The organism is Amycolatopsis alba DSM 44262 (genome assembly GCF_000384215.1).
GTDB classification, from domain to species: Bacteria; Actinomycetota; Actinomycetes; order Mycobacteriales; family Pseudonocardiaceae; genus Amycolatopsis; species Amycolatopsis alba.
Window position 1 is genome coordinate 7,232,745 of sequence record NZ_KB913032.1, and the last position, 25,241, is coordinate 7,257,985.

Below are 25,241 nucleotides of genomic sequence, written 5' to 3' on the forward strand. Positions count from 1 at the left end.
TCACGACCCCATCGCGCGGCGAAGGCTCAAGGGCCGCATATCCGTCCAGACCGTCTCCACGTGGGCAAGGCACTCGCTTTTGGTGCCCGTCACGCCTGCCTCGCGCCAGCCCGCCGGGACCTCACGGTAGGTCGGCCAGATCGAGTACTGCTCCTCATGGTTGACGACCACGGTGTAGCGGGTGTCGTCTTCGTCTTCATCGGGCATGGTGAACCTCCACATCGGACTGGGCGATCGGGTCGGTCGCCGCCTCGGCACGGGCGGCCAGGTCGGTCAGCACGGCGGCCAGGCCGGCGGCGTTGGCGGCGTTGGTCATGGTGAAGTGGTCGCCGGGCACGGTGACGGTCCGCACCGGGCCGTCCGCGAAGGACTCCCAAGCGGCCACGGTGGTGGTGGACCGCTCCGGCCGGATCAGGGTCACTTCGCCCCGGCAGGGCGCGGGTTCCCAGCGCGACACCGCGGTGGTCAGCTCGACGAAGACGCGGGCACGCGCCAGCATCTCGGCGCGTTGCCCGGCCGGGAGCAGGCCTGCCGCGTCCAGCCGGTCGAGCGCGACGGCGAACTGCGCGTCGGGCTCCAGCGCGCTCAGTTCGCCGATGTCCGAAGCGATGTCGATACCGGCGGCCTCGGCGACGCTGCGCACGAAACCGTCGATCGCGACCGGCAGCGGCACCTCGACGGTGGGCACCGCGGGTGCGGCGGTGTCGAGCAGCGCGAGCAGGCCGACCTCGCGTCCGGCTTCGCGCAACTCGGCGGCCACGGCCACGGCCAGGCTGCCGCCGAGCGACCAGCCGACGAGATGGAGCGGCCCGTCCGGCCATCGCGCGCCGATGGCGTCGGCGTAGAGGCCCGCGAGCCGCGTCACGCTCAGTTCGCCGGGCAGCGCGTCGGGCAGTTCGACGGCGTAACAGGGCCGGTCCGGTCCCAGCTCCTGGCTCAGCGCGACGTAAGGCAGTGACGAGCCGGTACTCGCGTGGAGGCAGATCAGCGGCGGCGCCGAGCCCGCCGACCGGAGCGCGACGATCGGGTCGGCCGGGTCGTCGGTTTCGGCGACCCCGGCGAGTTCCCTGATCGTCTGGTGCGCGAACAGCTGCCGTGCGGTGATCGGCACCCCGCGGCGATTCGCGTTGTCCACCACCAGAACCACGGAGATCGAGTTGCCGCCCAGGTCGAAGAACCCGGACCGGACCCCGATCCGCGCGATCCCGAGCACTTCCTGCCAGACCTCGGCCAGGACGCGCTCGGCGTGGGTGGCGGGCGGTTCGTATTCTGCCGCCGTCGTGATGCCGCCGGGATCCGGCAGGTTCTTGCGATCGACTTTCCCGTTGGGGGTCATCGGGAAGCTCTCGAGCCTGCTGAACCTCGCCGGCACCATGTGCTCCGGCAGCGCGTCACGCAGATGGAGGCGGAGCGCGGCGTCGTCGGGCTGCTCGATGCCGTCTTCGGGCACGACGTAGCCCACCAGGAACTCCTTGCCGGGCTCCCCCCGCATGGCGACGGCGGCCGAGCGCACGCCGGGATGGCTCAGCAGCACGGCTTCGATCTCGCCCAGCTCCACCCGGTGCCCGCGGATCTTGACCTGGCTGTCGCGGCGGCCGAGGAACTCCAGCCTGCCGTCGGCGAGCCTGCGCGCGAGATCGCCGGTGCGGTAGAGCTGTTTTCCCTGCCCGCCGAAGGGATCGGGGACGAACTGCCGCGCGGTCAGCGCCGGGCGCCGGTGGTATCCGGCCGCGACGCCGTCACCGCCGAGGTACAGCTCGCCCGCGACGCCGACGGGTTGCGGGTTCATCCCGTTGTCGAGCACGTACGCCGTCTCGTTCGCCAGCGGCAGCCCGATCGGCACGGACCCCGCCTCGGCGTCGAGGCCGCCGACGAGTTCCGCGGTGGACCACACGGTGGTCTCGGTGGGGCCGTACATGTTGTGCAGCGCCGCGGGGGTGAGCTCGGCGAGCCGCCGGGCGAGGTCCGCGGGCAGCGCCTCACCACCGACGAACAGCACGCGCAACGCGGCCAGCGCGTCGGCGGAGCCGGGATCGGCGGCGAGGAACCCGGCGAGCGTCGGGGTGCACTGAAGGTGGGTCACGCCGTGCTCGCGGATCAACGCGGCCAAGCTGGTGTCCTCGGCGTCTTCGCTTTGCTGCTCGCGAAGCGTGTGGAACGCGCGCCGCACGATGTCGAGGTGCGGCAGGCTCGCGAGCACCTGCTCGGGGTCGATGCCGAAGTCGATCAGGCAAGCGATCTCGTCCACGCCGATCCCGGAGAGCCGCCACGCGAACTCCGCGCATTCGGCCGGGGTGCCGAACAGGCCACCGGTGCCGAGATAGCGGTCCGCGGCGTGGTCGAGCAGCGCGGCGCGGTCGTCCTCGCCGAGTGAGTCGAACTCCATGCCGAGCCCCTTGGCCAGGCCGCGCAACAGATCCAGCGAGGTGCCCAGATACCGGGTGAACGGGCCGCGCGCGGTCGCCAGCGCGTGATCGTGGTCCGGGTCGACGAAGGTGTGCACCATGAGCGCCACGTGACCGCCGTCGGTGCCGTGGTGTTCGCGCCAGGTCTCGCGGTAGGCGGCGATCTTCTCGCCGAGCGAGTCGAGATCCTGGCCGAGCAGATGGGTCAGCACGCCCAGCCCGGCCCGCGCGGCGGCGCGGAAGGTGTCCGGGCTGCCCGCGGAGCTGAGCCACATCGGCAGCTCGGCCTGCACCGGCGCGGGCCGGATACGGACGTCGACCCCTGCCCCGGTGCCCCCGGTCATCGGGACGCTTTCGCCGCGCCACAGCGATCGCACGGTCTCGATGCCTTCGAGCATGACTTTCTTGCGCTCGGCGTAGTTTTCCGGCGCGAAGACGAAGTCGTCGTGGTGCCAGCCCGACGCCAGCGCCATGCCGACCCGGCCGTTGGACAGGTTGTCGACCACCGACCATTCCTCGGCCACGCGCACGGGGTGGTGCAGCGGCAGCACGACGCTGCCGGCGCGGATCGAGATCCGGTCGGTGACCATGGCCAGCGCCGCCGCGGTGACCGAGGGCGCGGGATACTGGCCGCCGAAGGCGTGGAAGTGCCGTTCGGGCGTCCAGACCGCGGAGAACCCGTTGCGGTCGGCGAATTTCGCGCCTTCCAGCAGCAGCCGGTAGCGGTCGCTGCCCGGCTCGGCGGAGTCGTCGTCGCTGGCGAAGTAGAACAGGCTGAAGTCCGGTGTCGCGGTCGCGCGGCGGTTACGGCGGGACATCGCGAGCAACGTCGCCGGGTCGGCGTCGGCCAGCACGACGGTGAACCCCCGTGACAACGTCCAAAACAGTTCGAGCACGGAGATGTCGAACGAAATACTGCTGACCGCGAGCCAGGTCCCCGGCGATTCCGAACCGAGGCGCCGGTCGAGTTCGGTGTAGAGGTTGAGCACGTTGCGATGGGCGACGACGACGCCCTTGGGCTTCCCTGTCGACCCGGAGGTGTAGCTGACGTAGGCCGGCATGCCCGCGGTCACCCGCACCGGCGGCGCCGAGTCGGGCTCATCGCCCAGGGTCTCGTCCGAGAGGTCGATCAGGGTCGTCGCGCTGCCCGGCTCCGTGACCACGCTTTCGATCACGCCGCGGCTGACCGCGTCACAGAGGACCGCGACGGGTTCGGCGTCGGCGAGGATCACCCCGAGCCTGCTTGCCGGGTACTTCGGGTCCAGCGGCACGTACGCGGCGCCCACCTTGAGCACCCCGAGCAGCGCCGGGACGACGTCGACCGTGCGGCTGACGCTCACGCCGACGAGGCTGCCCGGCCCGGCGCCCGCCCGCAGCAGCCGGTGGGCGATCTGGTGGGCGCGACGCTGCACGGCGCCGTAATCGAGCACGGCGCCGCCCTGTTTGACCGCGGCCGTGCCGGGTGTCTTCCGCACCTGCGCGTCGAACGCCGCGCCGATCGAGGTTTCGGCGGTGGTGGCCGGGGTCGCGGTGTCGTTCCAGCCCGAGGTGAGCTGGATCCGCTCGGGCTCGGTGAGCAGGTCGAGCTCGTGCAGGGGCGCGTCGGGACGCGAGACCCCGGACTCCAGAAGCCGCTCCAGATGAGCCAGCATCCGCTCCATCCGGGCCCGGTCGAACAGATCGGTGGCGAACTCGACACCCATCTCGATACCGCCCGCAGACCGCTCGGCGACGCTGAGGGTGAAGTCGAACCTCGCGGTCCCGCTGTGCAGGGGGACCGTCACGACGTCGACGTCGACCATCCGTACCGGCTTGAGCAGCTCGTTGGTCTGCAGCAACGCCACCTGGAACAGCGGGTTGGTGTTGAGGTCGCGAGTCGGATGCAGCTCGCTGACGAGCTGGTCGAACGGGACGTCCTGGTGCGTGTGCGCCGAGTAGACCGTGTCGCCCGCTCTGGCCAGCAGTTCCCTGAAGCCGGGCCCGCCCGCGGTGGAGACCCGCAGCACCACGGTGTTGGCGAAGTAGCCGATCAGCGGTTCGAGCTCGGGCCGGGTGCGCCCGGCGAAGGTGGTGCCCGCGACGATGTCGTGCTGGCCGGTGTAACGGCTGATCACCGCGGCGAGACCGGCGAGCGCCAGCGGCAGCACCCTGGTCGAAGGGCCGCCGAGGTCGAGCAGTTCGCGGTGCAGCTTCGCGGGCAGCAGCCGTTGGACCTGCTCACCCGCCCAGCTCGGCTCGACCGGCCGCGGCCGGTCGGTCGGGAAGCTCACGGTGTCCAGGCCGGCGAGGGTGTCGCGCCAGTAGTCGAGTGACGCGTCGCGCTTCGCCTGCGCGACCGGGCCGCGTTCCCAGTGCGCGAAGTCGGCGTACTGGATGGGCAGCTCGGGCAGCACCGGGGGCCGTCCTGCCCGGCCCGCGGTGTAGAACTCGATGAGTTCCTTGGTCAGGACCTCGGTGGACCAGGCGTCCGTGGCGATGTGATGCGCGGCCAGCACGAGCAAGTGGTCGTCGGGGGCCACACGGACCAAGGTGGCCCGAAGCGACGGGTCACGGGAAAGATCGAATCCGCGCCGTCCGGCCTTGGTGACCACGTCCGCGGCCCAGCTTTCCCGCTGGGCGGGGTCGATCTCGCTCAGATCGACGATCGTGAACAGATCGTCGTCGGCCACCGTGCCCGGCCGCTGCCGCGGACCGTCGGGCGTGTTGAAGTAGTGCGTGCGCAAGGCTTCGTGCCTGCCGACCAGCCCGATCACCGCGCGCCGCAACAGCTCCGGGTCGAGCGGTCCGTACAGGCGCAGGCCGAGCGAGGTGTTGTAGAGCGGCTTTCCTTCGGCCCACTGGTGCAGCAGCCACAGCCGCTGCTGGGCGAAGGACAACGGGAGTGGTTCGTCACGGCCCACCGCCGGCACCCGGTCGACCGGCCGCTGAGCGGCCCGGCGCGCCCGCAGCTCGGACACCAGCGCCGCGCGTTGGGCCGGGCTCAGCCGTCCCAATCGCTCCTCAGTGCTTTCCTGCATCGCGCTCCTCGCCCGCTCAGAGGAAATGACCGTCACGCATCCCCTGGCAGCCTGTCCGGCGCGGGGTTCCCCCAACCAGTCAGGGAATTCCCTTACCCACGCGCAGGCAGCCGCCACCAGGCGAGGAACTCCGGATCACCCAGGCGGGGCTGGGCGTAGGCGGGGATCGACCCGGCCCGTCCCGGCAAGCGCTCCACCGTGTCCGGGCCGGGCGCGGCGCCCGGCGCCCAGTCGACTCCGCGCAGCACGGCCGCACCGGCGAGGGCGCGGTGCCGGTCCAGCCCGGCGGAGACGCCGTCGGGAGCCGGGCCCGTCACGCGGACGACGCCGGCCGCCCGGTCTTCCCACCACGACCGGACCAGTCCCGGTGGCGACGCCGCGAGGTCGGCGGCGTCGGGATAGGTCAGCGACGGCACCGGCTCGGTGAGCACGCGTTCCATGTGCACCTCGGACAGCGGCTTGTCCGAGGCCGCGAAGTGCCGGACGCTGCGATAACCGGCGCTGGTGTAGAAAACCGGGTTCCCCCGCTCCACGACCGCGTCGAGCACCACGTGTGACGCGCCTGCCGCGAGAGCGTCGGCCTCGATGGCCCGCAGCAGCCGTCTGCCCACGCCGAGACGACGGGCCCGCGGGGACACCGCCAGCCTGCGCACCGACCACGCCCGCCCGTCCGGCAGGGCGCGGACCGTGCCCAGCAGGACCGGTCCCGCGGTCGCGGTCCACAGCCGGTGCCCGCCGTCGAGGTCGGCCAGTACGCCGGCCGCGTCCTCCTTCGCGCCGTCGGCGACCGGAAGCCCTGGAACGAGATCGCCCGACCGGTAGGCGGCGCTGGTGAGCTCGGCCACCCGCCGGGCGAGTCCGCCGCTCACCTGCGTCTCGACGGCGATCGTCAAGCTATCCACTGTGGACACTCAATCCCCGCCTCACGCTCGGTGGTTGCGGACCGAATGTCGCAGAACTCGCCCTCCCGGACCTGTAGGGGTAATGCCGGACTCGTGTCCGCGCACCCGAAAAGGACATGGTGAAAGCCGCCTCGTGGGCGAGGAACCCTCCAGCACCGGGGAGCCCCATCACCATGTCGATGCCGAATCCGCCAGCACGACCCGACGCCAGTCCGCACGCAGGCCTCGCCGAAGCGCGCAAAGCGGTTCTGGCGCTGCGGGAACGACAGCAAGGCCTCGGCCAGTCCGGGACCGGCCGCATCACGCCTGCCGCGCGGGACCGAAGGCTGCCGTTGTCGTTCGCCCAGCAGCGGCTGTGGTTTCTCGACCGGTGGGCGCAAGGCCGCCCGGTCTACAACTCCCCGCTGGTCCTGCGCCTGCGCGCGGACCTGGATGTCGACGCGCTGCGGCGCGCCCTGACCGACGTCGTCCGGCGGCACGAGGTGCTGCGCACCCGTTATCCCAGTGAGAACGGTGTGGCGTATCAGGAAGTCGATCCGGCGCCGGAGCTACTGGCGTTGCCGGTGCACGACTTCTCCGGCGAACCGGATCCGGAAACCGCGGCCGCCGTCACCGTCGAACGACTGGTTCGCGAACCGTTCGACCTCGAAGCCGGACCGGTCTTCCGGCCCGCGCTGACCAAGCTCGGACCGGCCGAGTACGTCCTGGTGCTCGCCATGCACCACATCGCAACGGACGGCTGGTCGACCGCCATCGTCCTGGGCGAGCTGGTCACCAGCTATCAGCGAGCCACCACCGGCGCCGCGGCCCCGGCGCCGCTCCCGGTCCAGTTCGCCGACTACGCGGTGTGGCAACGCGGCTGGCTGGCGAGCGAGGCGCCGAAGGCTCAACTCGAATATTGGCGTGAGCAGCTCCGTGACCTGCCCACGCTCGACCTGCCCACCGACCGGCCCCGGCCCGCCGAGCGTTCCCAGGCGGGTGCGACCGAGGAGGTGCTGCTGCCGGAAGCGCTGGCCGGACGGCTCACCGAGGTGGCCAGAACCGAACGGGTCACCGAGCTGACCGTCGCGCTGGCCACGTTCACCGCGATCATGTCGCGCTACAGCGGCCAGTCCGACGTGGTCGTCGGCTCGATCTTCTCCGGCCGTACCCGGCCCGAGATCGATCCGCTGATCGGCTTCTTCGCGAACACCGTCGTGCTGAGGGTCTCGACCGCGGGCAACCCGACGTTCCGTGAGCTGCTGGCCCGCACCAGCGACACCGTCATCAAGGCGCACCTCAACCAGGACCTGCCCTTCGGCAAGCTGGTCGACGAGCTCGGCCCCGACCGCGATCCAGGGCGCAACCCGCTGTTCCAGGTTTCGTTCACCCTGCAGCACTCGAATGCGGAGTCGGCGACCGTCGGCGGGCTCGCGGCCGAGGTCTATCCCTTCCAGGTCGGCACCGCGCGGTTCGACCTCGCCGTCCAGCTCACCCAGGTACCGGGGCGGGGCCTGCGGCTGTGGGCGGAGTACTCCACGGAACTGTTCGACGTCGCGCGCATCCGGGGTTTGTTCGACCACTACCGGCGGGCGCTGGAGCTGTTCCTCGACGATCCGGGCCTGCGACTGGGCGGGCTTCCGCTGCTCGGCGAGGCGGAGTACCAGGCCATCGTCGTCGACGACAACCGGACCGAACGTGACTACGGCACTTCGGAGCTCTGCCTGCACCAGCTCTTCGAGTCCACAGTGGACCGGGTGCCGGACGCGGTGGCCAGCCGGTTCGGCGGCGTCTCGCTGAGCTATCGCGAACTCGACGAAGCGGCCAACCGGCTCGCCGCGCGGCTGATCGAGACCGGGGCCGGGCCGGAGACGGTCGTCGGGGTGCTGCTCGAACGCGGACCCGGCCTGCCCATCGCGTTCACCGGCATCCACAAGGCGGGCGGGGCCTATCTGCCGCTCGACCCCGACCATCCGCCCGCGCGCCGGGAACTGCTGCTCACCGAAGCGCACGCCGGGATCGTCGTGACGACCGAAGCGCTGGCAGGCAGCCTTCCGCCCGGCGTCCGCGCGGTCTGCGTCGACGATCCGTCGCTCGACAGCCTGCCTGCCACCCGGCCCGCGGTCGAGGTCTCACCGGACAACCTGGCCTACGTGATCTTCACGTCCGGTTCGACCGGACGGCCCAAGGGCGTGCAGGTCTCGCACCGGTCGATCGCGAACTTCGCGCCCGCCGTGATCGAACTGTTCGGGCTCCGGGAAGGCGACCGCGTCCTGCAGTTCGCCAACCCGGCGTTCGACGTCAGCCTGTTCGACTTCTTCGGCGCGCTGTGCAGCGGGGCCACGCTCGTCCAGGCCCCGCGGTCGGAACTGCTGGATCCCGTGCGGCTGACCGAACTGATGCGGTCGGAGCGGGTCACCGTCACCGACCTGCCGCCCGCCGTGCTGCGCCTGCTCTCCCCCGAGGACCTGCCCGACCTGCGCGCGCTGTTCGTCGGCCTGGAAGCCTTCCCCGGCGAGCTGGTCAACGCGTGGAACACCGAGGGCAGGCAGTTCCACAACGGCTACGGGCCCACCGAGGCGACGGTCGCCTGCGTGGACTTCCTGTGCCCGCACGAGCATCACGACGCGATGCCGCCGATCGGCGTGCCGATGGCGAACTACCAGGCCTACGTCGTCGACCGGTTCGGCCAGCCGGTCCCGTCCGGGGTGCCCGGCGAGCTGCTCATCGGCGGCGTCGGGGTGGCCAGGGGCTACCTGGACGCGCCGGGCCCCACCGCGGAGAAGTTCGTGCCGGATCCGTTCGGCGGCCCCGGTGCGCGGCTGTACCGGACCGGGGATCTGGTCCGCCGCCGCGCGGACGGGAACCTGGAGTTCATCGGGCGCATCGACAGCCAGGTCAAGATCCGCGGCCTGCGGATCGAGCCGACGGAGATCGAGCACGCCCTGCTGACGATCGACGGGGTCGACGACGCGGCCGTCGTGGTCTCCGGGTCGGGCGGCTCGGCCCAGCTGGTCGCCTATGTCGCGGGCGACGACTTGGATTCCGCGCGGCTGGGTGCCGAACTGCGCGGCATCCTGCCCGTCTACCTCGTGCCCACCCAGTTCGTGACCCTGGCGGAACTGCCTCGCGCCGCCAGCGGCAAGCTCGACCGCGCGCGGCTTCCCGGTCTCGACACCGGCGCCGTGGTCGTGGCCGCCGAGCCGCCGAGCACGGCTACGCAGCTCGCGGTGGCCGCGATCTGGCAGGAGATCCTAGGCGTCGAGGAAATCTCCCTCGGCGACGGGTTCTTCGCCATCGGCGGCAGTTCCCTCAAGATCACCCAGGTCGCCACCCGCGTTCACGAAACCTTCGGCGTCCGGCTGGAACTGCGGGAGCTGTTCCAATACGCCACCCTCGGCGAACTGGCCGAGCTCGTCGAGAAACGCGAGCTGGAAGACGTGTCGGCGGACGAACTGGCCGCGCTGCTCGACGAGGTCGATCCGGACGGCGGGCCGACCCGGTGAGCGGCGAAGCCATGACCGGCACGGAGTTCCGTGAACGGCTCCGGGAGTTCTTCGCCGAAAAGCAGGTGCGGCGGGAGGTCGAACAGCTGCGCAGGCTGCCGCCGTCGGCGGAGACCGGGCGGCTGGAGGTCTACCGCCTGCTCGGCGAACGAGGCTGGCTCGCGCCGCACTGGCCGGTGGAGTTCGGCGGCCTCGGCCTCGGGCCCGCCGAGGCGGCCGCGCTGACCGAGGAGATGCTGCTGGCGGGCGTGCCCGACGATCTGCACACCCTCAGCATCGGCATCGTCGGCACGTTCCTGCTGCACAGCGGGTCGGCGGCGCAGAAGCGGGCGCATCTGCCCGCACTGGCCAGTGGCGAGCGGGCGGCCACGGTGCTGTTCACCGAAGCCGAGTGCGGGTCCGACCTCGCCGCGCTGCGCACCACCGCGAGTCCGGAGGGCGGTGGCTGGCGGCTGCGCGGTGCGAAGATCTACAACCAGAAGTCGCAGTTCGCCGACATGGCGCTGTGTGCCGCGCGCACACGGGACAGCGGTGTCGGCATGGACGGCATCACCCTGTTCCTCGTGCCGCTGACCTCCGCGGGCGTGCATGTCGAGACGGTGCCGTCGCTGGGCAACGACCGGTTCACCCAGGTGGTGATCGACGGCCTGCTGCTGACCGAAGACGCCGTCGTCGGCGCGCCGCACGACGGCTGGACCCTGATGAACGACCTGCTGCTGCTCGAACGCACCGGCATCGACTTCCACGCCAAGGCCCGCGTCCTGTTCGACACGGTCGTCCGGCGTGCCGCGCAGAGCGGGAAGCTCGACGATCCGGCCTACTCCCACCCGCTGGCCGAGCTCGACGCCCGGCTGTCGGCGGCGGAGGCACTGGCCTGGCGGCAGGTCCGCAACCTCACGCGGGGTGAGCCGGATCCGGTCGGTTCCGCGATGGCCAAGTGGTACGCCTCGGAACAGGCCCGGCCGGTCCTGCGCGCCGCCGCCGAAGTCGACGGGCTCGACGCGGCCCTGTCGGGATGGGACGAGGACGCCCCCGAAGACGGGGTGCTGGAGGCCGCCTACCGCACCGGCCCCAGCCTCCGGCTCGCCTCCGGCACCTCCGAGGTGATGCTCTATCTGATCGCGGCGAGTGGACTGGGACTTCTCTGATGACCATGACGGCTGATCTCACGGCACTGTTCGACGACGAGACCACGCCGTTGCTGCGACGGCTCGGGCAACGCGCGCGAGGGGCGGGTGCCGACGCCGCACCCGACCCTGTCGATGCCGAAACCCGGCGGCAGGTGTGGTCGGCGCTGACCGGGCTCGGTGCCCTGTCCGGGCTGCGGTCCCCGGCCGAACCCGTGACCTTCGCTCGGCTGCTGGACGTCGCCGACCTGATGGGCGCGGCGCTGTACCAGAGCCCGTTCCCCGACACGGTCACCGCCGCCGATCTGCTCGGCGTCAGCGGGAAGACCGCGCTGCTGGACGGGATCACCGAAAACGGCCGGACCGTCGCGCTCGCGCTGCGGACCAGCGGCACCGATCATCCGGCGAGCCCGGCGCCGTGGCGGGTCTCCCCCGACGGCACGACCGTCACCGCGGTCCGGAAGTTCGTCGGGTTCGCCACCGACGTCGACGATCTGCTGGTACTCGGTACGGCGAACGGCCGGGTGTGCGCCGGGCTGGTCGCGGTCGACCAGCCCGGAGTCCTGGTGCGCCGTCAGGACGACGTGGCGGCCGGCGATCTGCACGCGGTGACGCTGGAGTCGGCCGCGGTCACCGGCGGCGTCTTCGACGTCGACGACGACTACCCCGGTGTGCTCGCCAGGGCCAGGGTCAGGCACGGGGCCTACCTGGTCGGCTCGGCCAAGGCGGCGGTCCGGCTCACCGGCGAGTACCTGCGGTCGAGGAACGCCTTCGGCGCGCCGCTGGCCAAGTCGACGGTGCTCGCGCACCGGCTCGCCGGGCTGGCCGCCGAGGCCGAAGCGGTCCGGGCCTTGGCCGACGCCGCCGCCGAACAAGGCCCGGACGCCCGGACCGGCGCGCGGATCGCGTTGCTGGCGGGCGAAGTCGCCCGGCGCAGCGCGGAGGAGTCGGTGCACCTGCACGGTGCGTTCGGCATGACCGACCGTTGCGACGCGCAGCTGTTCTACCGTCGCGCGCACATCGACGGCCAGTGGTACGGCACCGCCACCGCCCTCCGCGCCGAACTCGCGGCCGCGCTGGCCAAGTCGTGAGTGATTCGGGTCGTTAGAGCCAAGGGTGTTTCAGGTACCTGCTTGTGGTGCGCGGGTGGCGGTGTCGTGTTCGGGTGAGGTGGGCGATCGTGTCGCGAAAGCCACTTTCGGGACATCAGACGTCGCGAAAGTGGCTTTCGCGACACGCGGCCTGCGCAGTCTCTCGGTGGTCGTGAGCGGTCAGGACGGCTAGGCGGCGGGCACGAGGCGGGTGTCCCGCAGCAGGTGGTAGAACGGCTCGTGGTGGTCGCTGAACGCCTTGAGTTCGGCGTTGTTCTCCACGGTGTCGGCGTACACCGTGGTCTTGTCGACGAAGCCGGAACTCTCGCTCACCGCGGTGTGCCAGCGGCCCGACAGTTCCCACTCCGGCCGCGATCCCGGCGCCCAGTTCGTGGCTTCGGCGCGGAACGGGAGACCGGCCCGCTCGCAGTAGCCGCGCAGCATCGCCTCGGGCGCGCTCACCAGGTCGGCGGCATCGAGCACGACCGGCGCGCGGCCACCGGCGGCCAGCACCGCCTGGTGGAGTTCGTAAAGCCGCTCCAAGCCGAGATCGGAGCACACCATGTCCGGCTTGACGGCGTAGAAGGAGGCCGCGACCTCCGCCGGGGAGCGGATCAGGAAGGTGTGCTGGCCGCCGGCCAGGAACTCTTCGTCCGCGAGGACCTCGTCGTACCGCATATCGGTGGTGTCCTTGAAGAACACCGTCCGGGTGGCCGAGATCTCCCGGATCCGGGAGATCAGCTCACGGTGCGAGGTGATCTCGTCGCCGAGCACCTCGGTCCGGCCGTAGTCGACGATGTTGCAGAACGGCTCGTGCAGCGTGACGAGCCCGCCCAACTGGATCATCGAACGGAAGAAGGCCGTGGACCGGGACCGCGGTGCGGCCCACAGCGCGATCACCCGAGGTCGCTCGTTCATACGCTCATCCAAGCCGCCCCCGGCGGAGCCGCTAAGTCAGGACAGTGCCCGACTTGTCTCCGTCTCCCGGCGCCGTGATGCTCGCAGCGGAGCTGCACGTCCACGGGGAGGAGTGACCGGCATGCCGGGAAACGGGGTGATCGCCCGAGCCGACCGCAGTGGAGGCAGACTGGTCTGCTCACTGCCCCAGGAACGGCTGTGGTTCCTCGACCGGGCCGATCCCGCGACGACGCCGCCGGGCATCCTCGCCGCGGTCCGGTTCACCGGCAAGCTCGACATCCCCACGCTGGGCCGCTGCCTCGACGAGATCGTGCGCAGGCACGAAGTGCTCCGGACGAACCTGGTCGAGTCAGGCGGCACGCCATGGCAGGTGGTGCGCCCGCCGGCGCCGGTGCCGCTCCCGGTGCGCGACATCACCCACGCGCCCGATCCCGAACGCGCGATCGACGAGTCGTGGGCGCGCGAGGCGGGCACCCCTTTCGACCTCGCCACGGATCCGTTGCTGCGCGCCGGTTTACTGCGCGTCGGCGACCGGGAACACGTGCTGCTGCTCAACATCCACCACGTCGCCTGCGACAGCCGGTCGATCGGGGTGCTGCTGGCCGAACTGGCCGCCCTGTACGAGTCCGGCCGCCACGGCACGGCCTCCCGGCTCCCGCAGCCGTCGGTCCAGTACGGCGATGTCGCGGTGTGGCAACGGGAACGGCTCGGCCACGGCGAACTCGACGACCACCGGCGGTACTGGCGGAACCACCTGGCGGGCGCGACCGCGCTGGTGCTGCCCGCCGACAGGTCCCGCTCCGCGGTGCGGACCGCGCGCGCCGACGCGGTCGGCTTCCGGCTGACCCCCGAGGTCACCGCGGCCGTCGAACTGCGGGCCGCCGACGCGGGCACCACCCCGTTCGCGGTCCTGCTCGCCGCGTTCTCCGTGGTGCTGTGGCGGTGGAGCGGGCAGCCCGAGGTACTCGTCGGCTCGACCGAGACCGGCCGCTCCGCGCCGCAGACCACGTCCATGGTCGGTTTGTTCGCCACCACCGTGCCCCTGCGCCTGGATCTGCGCGCCGACCCCGCGTTCGGTTCGCTGATCGACGCCGCCCGCGACGAATGCCAGGCGGCGGAGGCGCATCAGGCGGTGCCGTTCGAACCGATGGCGGGCGAGGCCGGAGCGGTCCCGCCGGTGTCGGTGACGCTGACCCTGCGCGACACCCCGCCCGCGCGGCTGCGGCTCGACGATCTGGTGATCGAGGAGCTGCCCGCGCGCACCGTGACGACGAACTGCGAAGTCGCCCTCGAACTCGCCCCCGCCGACGGCGGCCTCGACGGCCATTGGAAGTTCAGCACCGACCTGTTCGACCGGGACACCGCGAGCCGGATGGCTGCCGCGTTCGCGATGGTCCTCGAGCGCGGCACGGCCCATCCCGACGAGGCGGTGTCGCTGCTGCCGCTGATCACCGAAGCCGAAAGCACCCGCCTGATCGCCGAGCTGAGCGGGCACTCCGGCGAGGTCACCGCGCTGGGCCCGCAAACCCTGCACGGTCTGTTCGAACGGTCCGTCGACCAGGCACCCGACGGTGTCGCCGTCGTGTTCGGGGACCGTACCCTCACCTACCGGGAACTCGACGAGCGCGCCAACCGGCTCGCGCATTTCCTGCGTGCCCAGGGCGTCGGTGCCGAACAGCTGGTCGGGATCTGCCTGCCGCGCTCCGAGCTGATGATCATCGCGACGCTCGGTGTGCTCAAGGCGGGCGCCGCCTACGTGCCGCTCGATCCCGGCTATCCGCCCGCCAGGCTGAACTACATGGCGCGAGACGCCGAAGCCACCGTGGTGCTGACCCATTCCTCGGTCACCGCGGCCGAACAGCTCGACGCGGGTATCCGGTTCATCCGGCTGGACACCGAATGGGCGACGGTGGCGGCATCGCCCGCCGCGCGGCCCGATGCCGGCGCCGAGGGTGCCGGGCTGGCGTACGTGATCCACACCTCCGGCACCAGCGGGCCGCCCAAGGGCTCGGCCAACGAGCACGCCAAAGTGGTCAACACCCTGCACGGCGTGAACGAGGCCTACGAGCTGACGCCAGCCGACCGGATGCTGGCGATCTCCTCGCTGAGTTACGACATGTCGGTCTACGAGGTGTTCGGCACGCTCGCGGCAGGCGCGGCGGTGATCGTGCCCAGCGACGCCGAGACAGTCGATCCGGGACGGCTGCTGGATCTGCTGGTCGGTCAGCAGGTCACCGCGTGGAGCTCCGCGCCCGCACTGCTCGACGCGCTCGTCACCCATACGCGCGGCGGGATGCCCGGCGTCCGGCTGCGGGTGGTCGGTCTCGGCGGTGACCGGATGCCCCCGGCCCTGCCCGGCCGGTTGTTCGAGCTGATCCCCGGCGTACGCCTGCTGAACCTGGCAGGCATGACCGAGTCGTCCTATTGCAGCCTGGCCTACCGCGTCACCCATCGCTCATACCCCGGCGGTGTCCCGTGGGGCAGGCCGTATGCCAACCAGCGTGTGTACATCCTCGACAAGCACGGACGGCCGACACCGGTCGGCGTACCCGGCGAGTTGTTCATCGGGGGCGCGGGACCGGGGCGCGGCTACTGGCGGCGGCCACGGCTGACCGCGCAACGGTTCCTGCCCGACCCGTTCGGCACCGAGCCCGGCAGCCGGGTCTACGCGACCGGGGACCACGCGCGGTTCCGGTCCAACGGCGACGTCGAGTTCCTCGGCAGGCTCGACAAGCAGATCAAGATCCGCGGTTTCCGGATCGAACCCGGTGAGATCGAGGCGGAACTGTCGACGCACGCTTCGGTCAACGAGCCGGTGGTCATCGCCTTCGACGACGGTCGCGGCGAGCCCAAGCTGGCCGCGTACGTGACCCCTCGCGGGGAGAAGCGCCCCACCGCCGCCGAGCTCCGCGCCTATCTCACCGCGCTGCTGCCCGCGCACATGGTGCCGTCGGTGTACCTCGTCCTCGACCGGCTTCCGTTGCTGCCCAGCGGAAAGCTCGATCGGGCGGCGCTGCCGTCGCCCACCGGCCGGGCCGAGATCGCGGGCCGGGCCGCCCTGTCGGGAAAGTCCCCGACTGTCCGTCCGACCGCTGAGCCACAGACTGGGAATGGATTCGCCCCAAGGGAACCAGCCCGGCCGGGGTGGCACCGGGGCTCCGGGACGACAGCCGGAGCATGACCGCCGAAGGGCAGAACTGATGCGAGAAGGGGCCCTTGCCGCGGCCGTCACCGACGCCGAGGCAGTCGAGCTGCTGCGCAGGATGGTGGGCATCGCGTCGGTCTCCGGGAGTGAGGACGAGCTCGGCCTGTTCCTCGCCGGACAGCTGGCCGATCTGGGCTTCGACACCCACCGCGACAAGGTCGGCAACGTGATCGGCTCCCTGGGCGACGACGGCGCCCCGACGATCATGCTGCTCGGGCATATGGACACCGTGCCCGGCGGGCCGCCGCTCCGGATCGACGGCGACCGGCTCTACGGCAGGGGCGCCGTCGACGCGAAAGGCCCTCTGGCTGCCATGATCGTCGCCGCGTCGCGCGCCGACCGGCCCGACGGCGTGCGGATCATGGTCGTCGGTGTGGTCGACGAGGAACGCGACTCCGTCGGCGCGCACGAGATCGTCGCGACGCACCGCGCGGACGCCGTGGTGATCGGCGAGCCCAGCGGAGCCGGGACGGTCGTCGTCGGTTACAAGGGCGTGCTGCGCTTCGCCTGTTCGGTACGGCGGCCACAGGCGCACACCAGCAGCCCGGAGCCCACCGCGTCCGAAGTGGCCGCGCGGTTCTGGCAGTCGCTGCTGGACTTCACCGGCACCGGCGCGCAGGACGGCCCGGTCTTCCGGCAGCTCTCCCCCACCCTGGTGCGGATGTCCGGCACGCTGACCGACGCCGAACTGGTCGTCTCCTGCCGGACGCCGATGGGCTTCGACGCCACCACGTTCCTCGCCGACGTCGCCGAACTCGCCCGGACCATCGACGCGCGCACCGAGATCACCGTCCTGGAGAACACTCCGGCGGTACGGACCTCGCGCGCCGACCCGGTGGCACAGGCGCTCGCCCGTTCCATCCGGGACCGCACCGGCGACGTCGAGTTCAAGGTCAAGCTCGGCACCTCCGACATGAACGTGCTCGGCCCCGCCTGGCAGGTGCCCATCGCCACCTACGGGCCGGGCGACCCGCACCAGGACCACACCCCCGACGAGCACATCCTCCTGTCCGAGTACCTGCTCGCCGCGGAGATCCTCACCGGCGCGGTCGACCGGCTCGCCACCGGGCTCGCCACGCTTTCGACCAGCCACCTGGGCCGAACCCCCAGCCAGACCTGACCGAAGGGACCACTGATGGCCAAGCTGGCCATGTTCGGCGGCAGCCGGACAATCGACCGGGGCAGTGTGCCCGCCGAGCAGATCCGGTGGCCGATCGTCACCGAAGCCGAGCACGAGTCCGCCCGGCGGGTCTTCGAAAGCGGTTCTTTCACCTCCAACAGCACCGGCGGCGGCGAGGTCGCCGCACTGGAGCGTGAATGGGCCGAGTTCGTCGGCGCGCCGCACTGCGCCGCGGTGTCCAACGGCACCGCGGCGATCGAACTGGCACTGGCCGCGGCCGGTATCGAACCGGGAGCGGAGATCCTGGTGCCGGCGCTGAGTTTCGTGGCCAGCGCGGTCGGGGCCGTGCAGCGGATGCTGGTCCCGGTGTTCGTCGACATCGACCCGGTCACCTTCGCCATGTCTCCAGCCGCGGCCAAGGAACTCATCACCCCGCGCACCCGCGCGATCCTGGTGGTGCACCTGCACGGCCTGCCCGCCGACATGACCGCGTTGCGGGCACTGGCCGATCAGCACGGTCTGCTGCTGATCGAGGACGCGGCCCAGTCGCACGGGGCGACTTATCGCGGGCAGCGCACCGGGACGCTCGGCGACATCGCCACGTTCAGTCTCAACGTGGTCAAGAACCTGCCGACCTGCGGCGAGGGCGGGCTGATCACCACCGCCGACCCGGAACTGCACCGCAAGGTCGTGCTGCACCGCCAGTTCGGCGAGGACCTGACCCGCCGTGAACGCGACTATGTCTCACGGGTGCTGGCAGGCAACGCCAAACTCAGCGCCGTCCAGGCGGCCTTCGCCCGCTGCCAGCTCGACAGGCTCGCCGAATACGACGCGGCGCGCCAGGTCAACGTGCGGGCGATGTTCGACAATCTGGCGGACCTGCCCGGTCTGCTGCTGCCCGCCGTGCCCGAGGACCGCACACACGCCTGGCACATCCTGCGGCTGCGGTTCGACCCGGTGGCGATGGGCTGCCCGGAGGTCGCTCCGGGGGCGCTGCGCGCGATCCTGCACCGGGCGCTGCGCGCGGAAGGCGTGCCGTTGCAGCAGTACCAGCTGGTTCCGCTGCCCTGGCAGGAGGCGTTCCGCGACCGGGCCGGATTCGGCGGCTACCCGTGGAAGCTGAACGACGTCGCACCGGTGAAACACCGGGCCGAGGACTACCCCGTCACCACCGCGGTCATCGAGGATTCCCTGACACTGCAACGCTGGCACCTCAACCCGAACAGCGGCCCGGTGCTGCTGCGCTGCGCCGAGGCCATGCACAAGGTGTGGGAGAACCTCGACACGCTGATCCCGATCGCGAGATCGGTCGAGCACCGCCCGCCGTGGTCGGAGTTCACCGAGGAGAGGGTCGAAGCATGAGTGTGCCCACCGAAACCACCGACGTACCGGCGGAGCTGACGGCACGGGCACTGCGGATCCGGGAACGGATCCTGCACATGGGTTCCAGTGCGTCGGGCACCCATGTCGGCGGGAGCCTGTCGTGCGTCGAGATCCTCACCGTGCTTTACGGCGAGGTGCTCGACGTCCGGCCGGACGATCCGGACTTCGCCGCGCGCGACCGGTTCATCCTGAGCAAGGGCCACGCGAGCGCGGCGCTGTACGCGGCGCTGACCGAAGCCGGGTTCCTGCCGGAGTCCGAATGCGACGACTACGCGGTCACCGGCGGCAGGCTCGCCGGGCATCCGTTGCGGAGGCTGCCGGGCGTCGAGTTCCCGACCGGTTCACTCGGTCACGGGCTTTCCCTCGGCGCGGGTGTCGCGCTGGCCGCCAAGCGGTCCGGGCTGCCGTCCCGCGCGTTCGTGCTGATGGGTGACGGGGAGTTGCAGGAGGGTTCAGTGTGGGAGGCGGCGCAGTTCGCGCCCACCGCCGGTCTCGGCAACCTCGTCGCGATCGTGGACCGCAACGGCTGGCAGATCACCGGCCGCACCGAGGATCTCGGGCTGGAGCCGCTGGCCGACCGGTGGCGCAGCTTCGGCTGGACGGTGCGGGAAGTCGACGGCCATGACGTCCAGGAACTGCGCCGGACCTTCGCGGAGGTGCCGTCGCAGCCGGACCGGCCGACGGCCGTGCTGGCCACCACGGTCAAGGGCAAGGGCGTTCCGCTGTTCGAGGACAAGAAGAAGAGCCACCACGTCACGCTGACCCCGGCGCTGCTCGCCCGCGCGCTGGGCGGGCTGCGGGCGCGGGCAAGGAGGCAGTCATGACCCTCGCGGAAGGCACCACGCGGACCGAGGCCGGCGTCGACTGGCAAGAGCGCTACCGGGTGAGCACCCGTGAGATCTACCGCAGCACGCTGGCCGAACTCGCCGAGAAGGATCCGCGCGTGTTCTGTGTCGACTCCGACATGGGCGGGCTGGAAACCGGCTTCGGCGCCCAGTTCCCCGAGCGGTACGTCAATGTCGGGATCGCCGAGGCGAACCTGATGGGCGTCAGCGCGGGCATGGCGTCGATGGGCCTGCGGCCCTACGCCAACACCATCAGCTCGTTCGCCGCCTGCCGGGCCTGCGAGCAGCTCAAGGTGGACGTCGCGGGCAACAACCTGCCGGTGCGGGTGGTGGTGACCCATGCGGGGTTCTCGGCCGGCCACTACGGCCCCACCCACCACGCGCTGGAGGACATCGCGATCGCGCGGACCCTGCCGAACATGACGGTCGTGGTACCCGCCGACGCCGTCGAGACCGAAGCAGCGGTGTGGGCCACCGCCGAGCTGCCCGGCCCGCTTTTCCTGCGCCTCGGCCGGGCCGCGACCCCGCTCGTGCACGACAAGCCCGCCGAGTTCGTCCTCGGCAAGGCCACCCGGCTGCGCGACGGCGACGATCTCACCATCGTCGCCACCGGGCCGTTCCCGGTGGTGATGGCCTTGCGGGCGCACGAGCTGCTGGCCACGGCCGGCATCAACGCCAGGGTGCTGAACATGCACACCGTCAAGCCGATCGACCGCGAGGCGCTCATCGCCGCCGCCACCGAAACCGGTGCGGTCATCACCGTCGAGGATCACGTGTCCTCGGGCGGGATGGGCGGCGCGGTCTGCGAGGTGCTCGCCGAGACCGTGCCGTGCCCGGTGCGCCGGATCGGTGTCCCGGAAGGATTCTTCGACATGGTCGGTGGCGAAGAGGAACTGCTGGTCGCGACCGGGGTCAGCACCGACTCGATCGTCGAGGCCGCGCGAGCGCTGCGTCACGGGTCCGGCGAACGGAAAGGGCTCACGTGATCAACGTCGGCATCATCGGAGCGGCTGGCTACATCGGCGGCGAGCTGCTCCGGCTGCTCCTGCCCCACCCGCAGGCCGAGGTCACCAAGGTCTATTCGGCAAGCCAGCAGGGCAGGCGGGTGGACAGCGTGCACCCCAACCTGCGCGGGCACACTCCGCTCACCTTCACCGACCCGGCCGATCTCGACAGCCATGACGTCGTGTTCATCGCCGTGGCGCACGGCAAAGCGGCCGAGTACGTCACCTCGCTGGGACCGGACGCGCCCTGCGTGATCGATCTGACCGCCGACTTCCGGCTGCGGGACCCGGAGGCCTACCGGCGTTACTACGGCGACGCGCATCCCGCCGCGGACCTGACGGCGGACTTCACGCCGGGCCTGCCGGAGCGGCATCGGGAACAGTTGCGCACCGCCGACCGGATCAGCGTGCCCGGCTGCATGGCCACCGCGGCCACCCTGGCGCTGCGGCCGCTCGCCGCCGCCGGCCTCATCCGGCCGGACGTGCTCATCGACGCGAAGATCGGGTCCAGCGGCTCGGGTTCCTCGGCGACGACGACGAACCTGCACGCCGAGCGCAGCGGGGCGATGCGGGTGTTCGCCCCGCACGGCCACCGGCACGAAGCCGAGGTCGCGCAGGAAACCGGGTTGCGGGTACGGATGGCGGCCACCGGCGTCGAAGCGGTGCGCGGCGCGCAGGTGCTGTGCCACTGCACGACCGAGCCCGGTGTCGGTGAACAGGATCTGCGCCGCGCCTACCGGGCGGCCTACCAGGACGAGCCGTTCGTGCGGATCGTCGCCCAGCGCCGCGGCCTGTACCGATTGCCGGAACCCAAGCTCCTGATCGGCAGCAACTACTGCGACGTCGGGTTCTCCCTCGACCCCGACTCCGATCGGCTGGTCGCGATCGGCGCGCTGGACAACCTCGTCAAGGGCGGCGCGGGCAATGCCGTGCAGTGCCTCAACATCCGGATGGGCTGGCCGGAGCGGACCGGCCTGGAGTTCGTCGGGCTGCACCCGATTTAGACCATGTCCTGTACTGAGAAGGAGCCTCGATGACGGACGAGCTGCTGGTGGTCAAGATCGGCGGCGCCGCCGGGGTCGACCCGAGCCGGGTATGCACCGATGTGGCGGCGCTGGTCCACCGGGGGCGGCGGATCGTGCTGACCCATGGCGGCTCGGCGTCGGTGGACGAGCTCGCGGGCGCACTCGGTGTGCCACAACGGGAACTGCTCTCCGCCAGCGGGGTGCGGACCCGCCACACCGACCCCGCGACGCTACGGGTACTGCAACTGGCGTTGCTGGGTGAGGTCCGGCCCGCGGTGCTCGGCGAACTCGGCCGGGCCGGGATCCGCGCGGTCGGCCTGTCCGGACTCGACGCGAACCTGCTGCGCGCCGAACGCCGCGCCGCGATCCGCGCGATCATCGACGGCAGGCGGGTGCTGGTCCGCGACGACCACAGCGGACGGATCACCTCGGTCGACGGCGGCCTGCTGCGGCTGCTGCTCGACGACGGCGTGACGCCGGTCGTCTCCCCGCCCGCGGTCGCCGAGGACGGTCGCCCGGTCAACGCCAACGCCGACCGGATCGCGGCCGCCGTTGCCGTGGAACTGAAGGCGCGGACCCTGGTGTTCCTCACCGCCGCGCCGGGTCTGCTCGCCGATCCGGCCGACCCCGCCAGCCTGCTCGCCGAGCACGCGCTCGGCGACGAAACCCCGAAGATGGGCGGCGGGATGGGCGTGAAGCTGATCGCCGCCCGAGAGGCTTTGCGCGGCGGCGTCGAGACCGTGATCATCGCGGACGGCCGGACCGAAGACCCGGTCACCCGTGCCCTTGACGGCGGCGGCACCCGCCTGCGCCTCGCCAAGGCCTGAACGCCCGCGGGCGTTCAGGCCATTCGCGGCATGATGCCGGTGAACGCGGCGACCTCGGACCGCGACGAGACTTCGAGTTTGTCGAAGATGCGGCGCAGGTAGGTCTCCACGGTCTTGTGGCTGAGCACCAGAGCCCGCGCGATCTGCTGGTTGGTGCGGCCACGCGCGACGAGTTCGGCCACCTGGTTCTCCCTGGTGCTCAGCAGGCCCATCCGGGCCAGGACGACCTTGTCGAAGTCCGGTCCCGAGTCCGCCTCTTCCCGCCGGGCTTCCGCCGCACTGTCCTCTGTGGACTCGTCGGCGGCGTGGAACGCCCGCCCGGCCAGTGGCGCCAGCACGCTGAACGAGCGTACCCCGAGTACGACCACGGCGGCGCGCAGCGTCCGCCACGCCCGGCCGGGATCGGCGCCCCACTGCAGGCAGGCCGCGGCCAGCAGGGTCAGCCCGAACCGGTCGACCAATCCCGGCCGGGAACCCAGCCGTTCGTCGAGCGCGTGCCACAGCCGCGCGTCACCGTGCCTGCCGACAGCGGCGCTCAACCCGGCCAGCATCGCGCACAACGATCCCGAGTCGCCGGGTTCCGGCCCTTCGCCACCGCTGGCGATCACGTGTCCGATCTCCGCGCACAACCGCTTCGTCCGCGCCTGCAGTCCGGTGCTGCCGAAGGGCTTCGCGAGCGCGCTGGCGTCTTCGGCGTGTTCGACGGCCGCGCCGAGCGCGCCGTCCGCCAGATACGCGGTGGCCAAGCCGAGGTGGAGCCTGCCGAGGACGTGGACCTGACGGTGACGCTCCGCCAGCGCGAGACCTCGGTTGTAGTGCACCAGCGCTTCCGCGGTACGCCCGGACCAGAGATTCGCCCAGCCCAGCCAGTCGAATGCCTCGCAGACCACGGCCACGGTCGTGCCGGGGTCGGCGAGGCCGTTCAGGTGACCGGCCGCCCGGTCCGCGGCCGCCGTGGCTTCGACACCGCGGCCCAGGGTCGCCAGCATGGCGCTGTATATCGCCAGCGCCCGCAGACCGGTGTCGTCGATGCGACCGGACTCTTCGGCGTCCGGCACGAGTCGTTCGACGCGCGCCAAGGAGCCGGCGACGTCTCCGCCGCTGTCCAGCGAGGTCTCCGCGAGTCCCAGCACCACTCGCGCCGCGACTGCCCCGTCCGAGGTGTCGAGTCGCCGGGCCAGCTCGGCCACCTCCTCGAAGCGGCCGAGCAGCCGCAGCACCCGCAGATGCGACTCGGTGAGATCGGCGAGAGCCGCGTCGTCGAGATCGGCGCGGTGCTGCCACGCGGCGTGGTGTCCCGGAAGGCTTTCGGCCAGCAGACCGGACAACGCCGTCGACCGCGCCAGCCGGGCGGCCAGCCGCTGCCGCTCGGCCGGGCCGGTGCCCGGAAGCTGCAGCAGGGTACGCAGCCAGCCCGACACCGTCGCCGGCGTCCGGTCCCCGCTCTGCTCGACCGCCACCACCAGGGTCCGGACGTCGCTTTCGGTGGCCGGTTTCCCGGCACGTTCGAGATGATGGGCCAGCTCGGCGAGCGGGGCGCCGCGCCCGCGCAGCAGCCGGTAGGCCCTGGCGTGCGCGCCGAGCCGCCAGCCGCCACCCGCGTGGTGGTAGCAGATCGAGCGGACGACCGGGTCACGGAAGACCAGCCGGTCGTTCCCGATTCCCACGCGCACCAGGTCGTGCGCGATCAGCTCGTCGAGGCCTTCGAGGGTGTGATCGTGGCCGAGCTCGGCCACCTCCGCCACCAGCTCCGAGTCGAAGCGGTCGCCGACGACGGCCGCGGCCTGCGCCACCTGCCGGGCGAGCGCGGGCAGTGCCTGCAGGTCCAGCCGGACCGAGGCGAGCACCGGATGCGACAACGGGCCGGGTGGGAGCACATCCGGATCGGCGCTCGCCACGTCTTCCGGCGGTCCGGCCGCCAGCGCGCCGAGCAGACCCGGTTTCCCGCCGTGCTCGCGGAGCAGCTGCCTGCGGAGACCTGGCCGGATCCCCATCGGGAGCAGGCGCAGCGCGTTCACCGCGTCCAGCGGCCCGAGCTCGAGCGAACGCGCGACACCTGACTCGACCGCGACGCTCAGCGCGCTGAGCAGTTCCGCCGGCGACTGACGGGGGCGATGCGCGAGGACCAGCAGCAACGGCGCGTTCAGCGGCCGCCTGAGCAGGTGCAGGATCATTTCGATCGAGCCGGGCTGCGCGTTGTGCACGTCGTCGAGGATCAGCACGAGCGGCCTGCCGTCGGCCAGCTTGCCCACCAGCGAGCGGATCCCTTGGTACGCCCAGTAACGTTGCTGCGGCGATTCGGCGGAAGCACCCTCGGCCGGATGGAGTACCGGGAAGATCCCCGGCAGGCAAGAGGCCGCGCGCGGGTCCAGCTCGGCCAGCAGCTCGTTCCCGTCCGCGGCGAGCAGATCTTCCAGTGCGTCGACGAACAGCGCGAAGTCGTTGGTCAACGGCGAGGCCGTCGCTTTGCCGTGTGCGACACGGGCCCCGGCTCTCGTCGCCCGCTCCTCCAGCGCGGCCAGCAACCGGGTCTTGCCCATCCCCGGCTCGCCCGCGATCTCCAGCACCTTGCAGGTGTTCCCGGTGACCGTGGCGAGTGCGTGGTCGAAGGCCTCGAGCTCGGCCGTCCTCCCCCACAGGCGAATTGGCGTGGATAGCGCGGCACGCACGACGGAATAACCCCCAGGCATCCTCGATCGTCCTTCCCCAGTTGCGAAACTCGATCTCCCAGCGTGGTTTGGGCAGCGACCTTCGACCACGGATTGCGCCAAACGAGTCTCCGCCGTCAGTGTTACACGGATCGAGTCAGCCGAACAAGGACCATTGGTGTCTTCCGCAAGCCGGGAAGAATCTTGACAGGGTGAGATCACGAAGTTACGTTGGCATC

At 71.4% G+C, this 25,241-nt stretch carries 15 protein-coding genes; 10 read left to right on the forward strand and 5 right to left on the reverse strand.

Translation table 11 applies throughout. The features are described from left to right. From AMYAL_RS0133955 to AMYAL_RS47935, 3 genes are all read right to left on the reverse strand, one after another. Positions 1-207 carry an MbtH family protein gene (locus tag AMYAL_RS0133955; RefSeq protein WP_020635755.1) on the reverse strand — a complete coding sequence of 69 codons (207 nt, stop codon included), beginning with the start codon at positions 205-207 and terminating at the stop codon, positions 1-3. Next, a complete protein-coding gene (locus AMYAL_RS46745; RefSeq protein ID WP_020635756.1) occupies positions 197-5,422 on the reverse strand; it encodes an LLM class flavin-dependent oxidoreductase in 5,226 nt (1,741 codons plus the stop codon). The genes AMYAL_RS0133955 and AMYAL_RS46745 overlap by 11 nt, the downstream gene beginning before the upstream one ends. Before the next feature lie 92 nt (positions 5,423-5,514). Then, the gene (locus tag AMYAL_RS47935; RefSeq protein ID WP_020635757.1) at positions 5,515-6,315 is read right to left on the reverse strand and encodes a GNAT family N-acetyltransferase; all 801 of its coding nucleotides are present in this window, start codon (positions 6,313-6,315) and stop codon (positions 5,515-5,517) included. Between the two features lie 182 nt (positions 6,316-6,497). Here AMYAL_RS47935 and AMYAL_RS0133970 point away from each other — a divergent pair, with 182 nt between their 5' ends. From AMYAL_RS0133970 to AMYAL_RS0133980, 3 genes are read left to right on the forward strand one after another with little or no spacing between them, the layout of a single operon-like run. After that, positions 6,498-9,809 (forward strand): non-ribosomal peptide synthetase, encoded by a 3,312-nt coding sequence (locus AMYAL_RS0133970; protein ID WP_020635758.1) that lies wholly within the window; start codon positions 6,498-6,500, stop codon positions 9,807-9,809. Positions 9,810-9,820: 11 nt separating this feature from the next. Further along, the gene (locus AMYAL_RS46755) at positions 9,821-10,957 is read left to right on the forward strand and encodes an acyl-CoA dehydrogenase family protein (protein WP_143268011.1); all 1,137 of its coding nucleotides are present in this window, start codon (positions 9,821-9,823) and stop codon (positions 10,955-10,957) included. A gap of 5 nt (positions 10,958-10,962) precedes the next feature. Beyond that, positions 10,963-12,027 (forward strand): acyl-CoA dehydrogenase family protein, encoded by a 1,065-nt coding sequence (locus tag AMYAL_RS0133980; RefSeq protein ID WP_167336176.1) that lies wholly within the window; start codon positions 10,963-10,965, stop codon positions 12,025-12,027. Positions 12,028-12,216: 189 nt separating this feature from the next. On the opposite strand, the gene AMYAL_RS0133990 is transcribed toward AMYAL_RS0133980, so the two are convergent. Next, positions 12,217-12,945, reverse strand: a complete 729-nt coding sequence (locus AMYAL_RS0133990; RefSeq protein WP_020635762.1) for a sulfotransferase-like domain-containing protein — start codon at positions 12,943-12,945, stop codon at positions 12,217-12,219. Between the two features lie 121 nt (positions 12,946-13,066). Here AMYAL_RS0133990 and AMYAL_RS46760 point away from each other — a divergent pair, with 121 nt between their 5' ends. Genes AMYAL_RS46760 through AMYAL_RS0134025 form a run of 7 tightly spaced genes read left to right on the forward strand, consistent with a single transcriptional unit; the run spans position 13,067 to position 22,354 of the window. Further along, positions 13,067-16,126, forward strand: coding sequence for a non-ribosomal peptide synthetase (locus tag AMYAL_RS46760; RefSeq protein ID WP_020635763.1), 3,060 nt, complete (start codon positions 13,067-13,069; stop codon positions 16,124-16,126). A 19-nt stretch (positions 16,127-16,145) separates the two neighbouring features. Further along, positions 16,146-17,270, forward strand: a complete 1,125-nt coding sequence (locus tag AMYAL_RS46765; protein WP_020635764.1) for a M20/M25/M40 family metallo-hydrolase — start codon at positions 16,146-16,148, stop codon at positions 17,268-17,270. A 15-nt stretch (positions 17,271-17,285) separates the two neighbouring features. Continuing rightward, positions 17,286-18,632 carry a DegT/DnrJ/EryC1/StrS family aminotransferase gene (locus tag AMYAL_RS0134005; protein WP_020635765.1) on the forward strand — a complete coding sequence of 449 codons (1,347 nt, stop codon included), beginning with the start codon at positions 17,286-17,288 and terminating at the stop codon, positions 18,630-18,632. Next, positions 18,629-19,477 carry a transketolase gene (locus tag AMYAL_RS0134010; RefSeq protein WP_020635766.1) on the forward strand — a complete coding sequence of 283 codons (849 nt, stop codon included), beginning with the start codon at positions 18,629-18,631 and terminating at the stop codon, positions 19,475-19,477. The genes AMYAL_RS0134005 and AMYAL_RS0134010 overlap by 4 nt, the downstream gene beginning before the upstream one ends. Continuing rightward, complete coding sequence (locus AMYAL_RS0134015; RefSeq protein WP_020635767.1) at positions 19,474-20,484, forward strand: transketolase family protein; 1,011 nt, start codon at positions 19,474-19,476, stop codon at positions 20,482-20,484. Before AMYAL_RS0134010 ends, AMYAL_RS0134015 begins: the two co-directional genes overlap by 4 nt. Then, positions 20,481-21,506 (forward strand): N-acetyl-gamma-glutamyl-phosphate reductase, encoded by a 1,026-nt coding sequence (gene argC, locus AMYAL_RS0134020; RefSeq protein WP_020635768.1) that lies wholly within the window; start codon positions 20,481-20,483, stop codon positions 21,504-21,506. Before AMYAL_RS0134015 ends, argC begins: the two co-directional genes overlap by 4 nt. A gap of 29 nt (positions 21,507-21,535) precedes the next feature. Continuing rightward, on the forward strand, positions 21,536-22,354 hold the full coding sequence (locus AMYAL_RS0134025) for a [LysW]-aminoadipate kinase (protein ID WP_020635769.1): 819 nt from the start codon (positions 21,536-21,538) through the stop codon (positions 22,352-22,354). Positions 22,355-22,368: 14 nt separating this feature from the next. On the opposite strand, the gene AMYAL_RS0134030 is transcribed toward AMYAL_RS0134025, so the two are convergent. Beyond that, positions 22,369-25,044 carry a LuxR family transcriptional regulator gene (locus AMYAL_RS0134030; protein WP_084702201.1) on the reverse strand — a complete coding sequence of 892 codons (2,676 nt, stop codon included), beginning with the start codon at positions 25,042-25,044 and terminating at the stop codon, positions 22,369-22,371. Between the last annotated feature and the right edge of the window lie 197 nt (positions 25,045-25,241).

Excerpts from the sequence above, each read along its gene's own strand:
- AMYAL_RS46765 (WP_020635764.1), top strand. The coding sequence starts at position 16,146 with ATGCGAGAAGGGGCCCTTGCCGCGGCCGTCACCGACGCCGAGGCAGTC.
- AMYAL_RS46745 (WP_020635756.1), bottom strand. The coding sequence starts at position 5,422 with ATGCAGGAAAGCACTGAGGAGCGATTGGGACGGCTGAGCCCGGCCCAA.
- AMYAL_RS0133970 (WP_020635758.1), top strand. The coding sequence starts at position 6,498 with ATGTCGATGCCGAATCCGCCAGCACGACCCGACGCCAGTCCGCACGCA.
- AMYAL_RS0134015 (WP_020635767.1), top strand. The coding sequence starts at position 19,474 with ATGACCCTCGCGGAAGGCACCACGCGGACCGAGGCCGGCGTCGACTGG.
- AMYAL_RS0133990 (WP_020635762.1), bottom strand. The coding sequence starts at position 12,945 with ATGAACGAGCGACCTCGGGTGATCGCGCTGTGGGCCGCACCGCGGTCC.
- AMYAL_RS0134005 (WP_020635765.1), top strand. The coding sequence starts at position 17,286 with ATGGCCAAGCTGGCCATGTTCGGCGGCAGCCGGACAATCGACCGGGGC.
- AMYAL_RS0134030 (WP_084702201.1), bottom strand. The coding sequence starts at position 25,044 with ATGCCTGGGGGTTATTCCGTCGTGCGTGCCGCGCTATCCACGCCAATT.
- AMYAL_RS0133955 (WP_020635755.1), bottom strand. The coding sequence starts at position 207 with ATGCCCGATGAAGACGAAGACGACACCCGCTACACCGTGGTCGTCAAC.
- AMYAL_RS46755 (WP_143268011.1), top strand. The coding sequence starts at position 9,821 with ATGACCGGCACGGAGTTCCGTGAACGGCTCCGGGAGTTCTTCGCCGAA.
- AMYAL_RS0134025 (WP_020635769.1), top strand. The coding sequence starts at position 21,536 with ATGACGGACGAGCTGCTGGTGGTCAAGATCGGCGGCGCCGCCGGGGTC.
- AMYAL_RS0133980 (WP_167336176.1), top strand. The coding sequence starts at position 10,963 with ATGACGGCTGATCTCACGGCACTGTTCGACGACGAGACCACGCCGTTG.
- AMYAL_RS0134010 (WP_020635766.1), top strand. The coding sequence starts at position 18,629 with ATGAGTGTGCCCACCGAAACCACCGACGTACCGGCGGAGCTGACGGCA.
- AMYAL_RS46760 (WP_020635763.1), top strand. The coding sequence starts at position 13,067 with ATGCCGGGAAACGGGGTGATCGCCCGAGCCGACCGCAGTGGAGGCAGA.